6 protein-coding genes and 1 pseudogene are annotated in these 5,662 nt (G+C 64.8%); 2 read left to right on the top strand and 5 right to left on the bottom strand.

All coding sequences use genetic code 11. The annotated features are described in order from the left end of the window. From ACXJL8_RS32060 to fliL, 5 genes and pseudogenes are all read right to left on the bottom strand, one after another. Positions 1–775, bottom strand: a pseudogene (locus ACXJL8_RS32060) (tetratricopeptide repeat protein); the annotation flags it as partial. A gap of 102 nt (positions 776–877) precedes the next feature. Continuing rightward, positions 878–1,636 (bottom strand): MotE family protein, encoded by a 759-nt coding sequence (locus tag ACXJL8_RS32055; RefSeq protein ID WP_456623946.1) that lies wholly within the window; start codon positions 1,634–1,636, stop codon positions 878–880. A 9-nt stretch (positions 1,637–1,645) separates the two neighbouring features. Next, positions 1,646–2,092, bottom strand: a complete 447-nt coding sequence (locus ACXJL8_RS32050; RefSeq protein WP_456623947.1) for a DUF6468 domain-containing protein — start codon at positions 2,090–2,092, stop codon at positions 1,646–1,648. Continuing rightward, positions 2,089–3,291 (bottom strand): flagellar motor switch protein FliM, encoded by a 1,203-nt coding sequence (fliM, locus tag ACXJL8_RS32045; RefSeq protein ID WP_456686225.1) that lies wholly within the window; start codon positions 3,289–3,291, stop codon positions 2,089–2,091. Before fliM ends, ACXJL8_RS32050 begins: the two co-directional genes overlap by 4 nt. Before the next feature lie 19 nt (positions 3,292–3,310). Then, a complete protein-coding gene (fliL, locus tag ACXJL8_RS32040) occupies positions 3,311–3,811 on the bottom strand; it encodes a flagellar basal body-associated protein FliL (protein WP_456623949.1) in 501 nt (166 codons plus the stop codon). Between the two features lie 385 nt (positions 3,812–4,196). Between fliL and flgF the strand changes: the two genes are divergently transcribed. Together flgF and flgG are read left to right on the top strand one after the other, a co-directional pair. Then, positions 4,197–4,958, top strand: a complete 762-nt coding sequence (flgF, locus tag ACXJL8_RS32035) for a flagellar basal-body rod protein FlgF (protein WP_456686224.1) — start codon at positions 4,197–4,199, stop codon at positions 4,956–4,958. 16 nt (positions 4,959–4,974) lie between these two features. After that, positions 4,975–5,662: flagellar basal-body rod protein FlgG (gene flgG / locus ACXJL8_RS32030; protein ID WP_456686223.1), on the top strand; the 688-nt coding region annotated here is incomplete at its 3' end.

The following is a 5,662-nucleotide window of genomic DNA, read 5'->3' as shown; positions in this document are numbered from 1 at the left end:
GCAATATCTCGACCGAGGTCTGGTCGAGGTCGGCCTTCTGCTTGATCGAGGCAACGTTCGGCGGCGCCGCGACCACGGCATCGGCGAGATCGAAATTGAGGTTGGCGTTGAACGCCAGCGTGAGCTTCTGCTCGTTGAGCACGGAGGAGACGCCGACGCCGTCGGGCATCTCGAACACGAAGCGCACGAAGGTCGGCTGCACCGAGGCGCGCACGCGGATCTGCGGCCGCTTCTTGGTCTCGGCGGCGGCACGCTGGGCGCGCAGCGCGCGCTCGGCCACGCGCGCGCGTTCGGCGAGTTCCTTGACCACGTCCATCGGCAGGCTCGGCGGCGGCCCCTTCCAGCCCTCCGGCAACAGGTCGATGAAGGTGCGCTCGCCGGCATTCATGGTGTTGACGGTGACGCGCCGCGCCAGCGACAGCCGGATCGCGCCGCCATCGGGATCGCGCCGGGCGGAGTTGACGTAGTCGGGCGCACCTTCCGGGACCCGGTCGACGGGAACGTCGACCGCCCTGTCGAAGCGGATGATGAGGATGGAGCCGGCCGTCGTCACCTCGGAGGGAACATCCTCGCCGAGCTTGATCACGAGACGGGCAAAGCCGCCGGCGGCCGAAAAACTCGCTTCGCCCCGGATCGGGTCGGCGGCCCGGGCAGACGTGCCAAGGCCGATCAGGAGGCAGGCCGCCAACAGGGATGCCTTGCGGACATGACGCCTCACGCCCCGCGCCATGGCGCGGGCTCGCGTCACAAATCCAGCGGCAGCCTTCTGCGCCATTGGCGGCATTTCTTCCGGTTCGACAGTCCCTACCGGCAAGGACGCCGGCCAGTGCCGTCGACTGTAGGTTTTGCCCATTAAGGACAAATTAAGTATCAACCCTCAATTCGGCTTTTGCGTCGGCCTGCCGTCGATCTTGGGCAGATCGCCGGCCGAGGCGGACTGGTCCCCGCCATTGGCACGGCGCGCCATTTCGACCGTGAGCCGCTCGGCGGCCTCCGGCGACATCAGGCCGAGGATGTCCGACATCTTTCGCGGGGCGATCAGGCTTGCGATCTCGATCAGCACGCCCATCTCGAGCCGGTCGAACACCCGCGCGGCGTCCTTGGGCTTCATGCCCTCATACATGGTCACGAGGCCCTTCATGCGCTGGGCTTCGGCGGCCTTCTGCTCGGCCTGCGTCGTGGAGATGCGGGATTCCACCGCCTTCATCTCCTCGACCTTGTTCTCGATGCGCTTCTCGGCCGACTTGAGCAGACTCTCGCGAATGTCGATCTCGCGCTGGCGGGCCTCGATCTCCTGACGGCGCGCCTGCAACCGCTCCAGGATCGCCCGCTCCGAGGCCGAGACCTGCGACTGGGCCTCGTCCATCTTGACCACGGTGCCCTCGGGCTTGGTCTCCGGCGCGGCCGGCTTGGGCGCCTCCTTCGGCGCGCCATGCGTCGACCCCGTGATGTCGGGGTCTTCCCGCCCGGTCGGGAAATTCAGGTTCTCCTGCGCCCACGACTTCTTCGCCGAATTCGGCTTGTAGTCGAAGACATAGCCGCCGTTGATCGCGAGGCCCGCGACCTTCAGCGTGGCGAGACCTGCGACCGCAACCAGGACGACGGGAATGACGCGGATGTTACGAAAGGACTTCATACCTGGACTTTATGCAGCCAGACCGTTGGATCTTCGGCGCTCGGAGAAGGCCTCGGCCGCAGCCGCCACCGCCTTGGCCGCCGAAGGCTTGGCCGCCGGCGCGGCAGCCGTTTCCGGATTGGTGACCGGTCGCGCAGCGATCGCGATCTTGGAGAGGCGCCGCACCACATTGTCGGCTTCCCCGAGCTGCTTGTAGAGCTGGTCCGACATCTGGGTGGCGGCGGCGAGCTGGCTGCCGAGATTCTCGTTGACGTCGCGCACGGCGAGCTTCAGGCCGCCGATCGCGCGCTCGGCGATCTCGGTGGCGGTGATCAGCTCGGCGATGACCGCCTTCAGCGAATGCTCGTCCGCCTTCAGCCGCGTCAGCCGCTTGTTGAGCAGGATACAGTAGCCGATCGTGAGCATCAGCAAGATGGCCACCAGCGTCTCGATTGCCATTCCTAGGGAGTGGTTCATGGGGCCTCCATCATCTTGTTCTGCTCGTCCACCTTCTCGAACATCGCAAGTGTCGTACTTGGCTTGCGCAGGGGTTTCGTCACCCGGATCGCGACGCGGTCGCCGACCCGGCCCATACGTCCTTCGGTGATCGTGACGTCGCCGCAGCGCACGGTGACGTTGGCATCCGCGCGCATGTCCAGCGGCAGCGTGTCGCCGACCTTCAGCCGCATCAGCTGCTTGAGCGGAATGTCGGCCTCGTAGAGCACGGCGTCGACGGCGATCTCGGCCTGGGTGATCTCCGTGGCGAAATGGCCTTCCCAGATCTGGTCGCGGCCGAACTTTTCGCCCATGAACATCTGGAGCAGCACGCCCCGGATCGGCTCGATGGTCGCGTAGGGCAGCAGCAGCTCGATATTGCCGCCGCGATCTTCCATGTCGATGCGCAGGCGCACCAGGATCGCGGCGTTGGCAGGACGGCTGATCGCGGCGAAGCGCGGATTGGTCTCGAGCCGGTCGATCGTGAAGGTCACCGGCGACAGCGGCCGGAACGCCTGCTCGGCATCGGCCAGCACCACCTCGACCAGCCGCTTGACCAGCTCGGTCTCGATCGTGGTGTAGGGCCGGCCCTCGATGCGGAGCTGGCTCGAGCCGCGGCGGCCGCCGAGCAGCACGTCGATCATCGAGTAGATCAGGCTGGAATCGACCGTGGCCATGCCGAAGTTTTCCCACTCCTCGGCCTTGAACACCGAGAGCACGGCCGGGAGCGGGATCGAGTTCATATAGTCGCCGAAGCGCACCGAGGTGATGCGGTCGAGCGTGACTTCGACGTTGTCGGAGGTGAAATTGCGCAAGGAGGTCGTCATCAACCGCACCAGGCGGTCGAAGACGATTTCGAGCATCGGCAGACGTTCGTAGGAGACCATCGCCGAATCGATGATCGCGCGAATGCCGGAATGGTCGTCGAGCGTGACGTCGCCGACGGTGAAGCCGAGGAGATTGTCGATCTCCTCCTGCGACAGCACCCGCTCGCCGGAGTTCTTGCCGGTGCCGAGATCGCGGCTGCCGTCCTCGACCATGGCGGCCCATTGCAGGGCCATGGTCTCGGACAATTCGTTCTCGGCGGCAGCCTTCGCGGCCTCGGCGGGATCCTCGGAATCAAGCGAGGCCTCCCACTGGGCGGCAATTGCATCCTGGTCGACTTGGTCGTTGCCTGCCATGATCCCTAGTCCGCCATGCTCACTGGATCACGACTTCCTTGAACAGCACCGCACTGACCTGGACCGGCGCGACCGCGGCATTGACCCGCTTGGTCAGTTCCTCCCTGAGACGGAAGATGCCGGCGGAGCCGTTGAGGTCGGACGGGCGCAGTTCCCGCACATAGGTCTGGAAGATGTCGGTGACGCGCGGCATCGTCGGCTTGATCGCCTCGATCTGCTTCTCTTCCTTCAGCTCCAGCACGATCTTCAGCCGCAGATATTGCACGCGCTCTCCGGGAGCCCCGGCGAGGTTCACCATCATGTCGGGGACGTCGACGAAGACCGGCGGCTTCGGCGGAGGCGCCGCCTCTGCGTGATGCTCGTCATCGCCGTGCCGGAAGAAGAAGAACCAGGTCGCCGCACCGCCGCCGAGAACGGCGAGCAGGCCGACGGCCATGATGATGAGCTTGAGCTTGTTCCTCGGCGGGGCGGCTTCCGCGCCTTCGGCGGCTCCGCCGCCTTCCGCTTCATTCTCTGCCATGGTCGATAGGGCTCGCTCATCTCTAAGACGGATCGAAAGAGCGAAGCCCCCTGGCAGACAGTGACGCGATACAAATGCCCCAGCGCAATGCGCTCCTCTTGCTCGCAAACGCTACGGTAATAATGGTTAACGGAACCTTTCGATTGGGCCTCCACTAGGAAAAATCTGCCGGGCAAACATGGTCAACAGAACCTTTCTGCCGCCCGCCCGCGCCCTCGAAAAATAGTCAAGCCATTGCAATACCTACATTTTCTGCGCTGGCACGGCTTTCGCTGAGAGAGCACCGAGACCGAACGGTTTGGGAGAACCTGACAGTCTCGTTCACGGGGTCCGCCAACGCGCTTGGGAGAGCGAGGTGGCAGATCCCACTCAGGGGAGATTTCCGATGCAGAACGCGCTTCTGATCGGCTTGTCACGGCAGATGACGTTGGAACGGCAGATGGATGTCATCGCCAACAACGTCGCCAATGCCAATACCAACGGCTTCAAGGCCGACCAYTCGCTGTTCGAGGAGTATCTCAACTCGAACGCGCRCGAAGACAATTTCATCGGCTCCGACCGCCGCGTCTCCTATGTGCAGGACCGCGGCACCTTCCGCGACGTCGGCCAGGGGCCGATGGAGCCGACCAAGAACCCGCTCGACATGGCGATCAGCGGCAATGCCTATTTCGCGGTGCAGGCCAATGGCGGCGAGCGTTACACCCGCGACGGCAAATTCTCGCTCAACAGCACCGGCCAGCTCGTCACCGCCGACGGCAACCTCGTGCTCGGCACCGGCGGCCCGATCACCTTCCAGCCGACCGACCACGACATCAACGTCGCGCCGGACGGCACCGTCACGGTGCTCGAAGGTACGGCAAAGAACGACTCGATCCGCGGCAAGATCCGCATGGTGACGTTCGACGATCCGGCCAAGCTGACCAAGCTCGGCGCCAATCTCTATGCCGCCGGCTCCGCCAACCAGCAGGCCGACACCAAGTCCACCGTGCAGCAGGGCTACATCGAGAAGTCGAACGTCAACGCGGTCGGCGAGATGAGCCGGATGGTGGAGGTGATGCGCAGCTACACCTCCGTCGCCAATTTGCTCCAGCAGCAGAGCGACATGCACAAATCGGCGATCGAGAAGCTCGCCGACGTTCCGGCTTGATTAGGGGAGAACTGACATGCAGGCGCTTCACACCGCAGCGACCGGAATGGCGGCACAGGAACTCAACGTTCAGGTGATCTCCAACAACATCGCCAACCTGCGCACCACCGGCTTCAAGAAGCAGACCGCGGCGTTCCAGGACCTGATCTACGAGCACGTCCGCCGCGTCGGCGCGCAGGCCTCCGACCAGGGCACCATCGTGCCGGTCGGCGTCGACATCGGCGGCGGCGTCAAGACCGTCGGCACGCCGCGCAGCATGACGCAGGGCACGCTGTCGCAGACCGGCAACGATCTCGACCTCGCGGTCTCGGGCGACGGCTTCTTCAAGATCCTGATGCCGGACGGCACCTACCAGTACACCCGCGACGGCACCTTCCAGATGGACAATCAGGGCCGCATCGTCACCGCGCAGGGCAATCCGGTGCAGCCGACGATCACGGTCCCGAACAACGCATCTGGCCTCGCCGTCAACGAGCAGGGCCAGGTCTCGGTGACGCTGCCGGGCTCGTCGACCTCGACCATTCTCGGCCAAATCGGCCTCACGCGCTTCATCAACAAGGCGGGCCTCCAGCCGGTCGGCAGCAATCAGTTCACCGAGACGCCCTCCTCCGGCCCGCCGCAGGACGGCACGGCGACCGCCGAAGGTTACGGCAAGATCACCCAGGGCAGCCTCGAGCAGGCCAATGTCGACGTCGTCTCGGAGA

This window comes from Bradyrhizobium sp. P5_C11_2 (assembly GCF_054049755.1).
This window is presented reverse-complemented; position numbering and strand designations above follow the sequence as displayed.

Excerpts from the sequence above, each read along its gene's own strand:
- ACXJL8_RS32055 (WP_456623946.1), bottom strand. The coding sequence starts at position 1,636 with ATGAAGTCCTTTCGTAACATCCGCGTCATTCCCGTCGTCCTGGTTGCG.
- ACXJL8_RS32050 (WP_456623947.1), bottom strand. The coding sequence starts at position 2,092 with ATGAACCACTCCCTAGGAATGGCAATCGAGACGCTGGTGGCCATCTTG.
- fliM (WP_456686225.1), bottom strand. The coding sequence starts at position 3,291 with ATGGCAGGCAACGACCAAGTCGACCAGGATGCAATTGCCGCCCAGTGG.
- fliL (WP_456623949.1), bottom strand. The coding sequence starts at position 3,811 with ATGGCAGAGAATGAAGCGGAAGGCGGCGGAGCCGCCGAAGGCGCGGAA.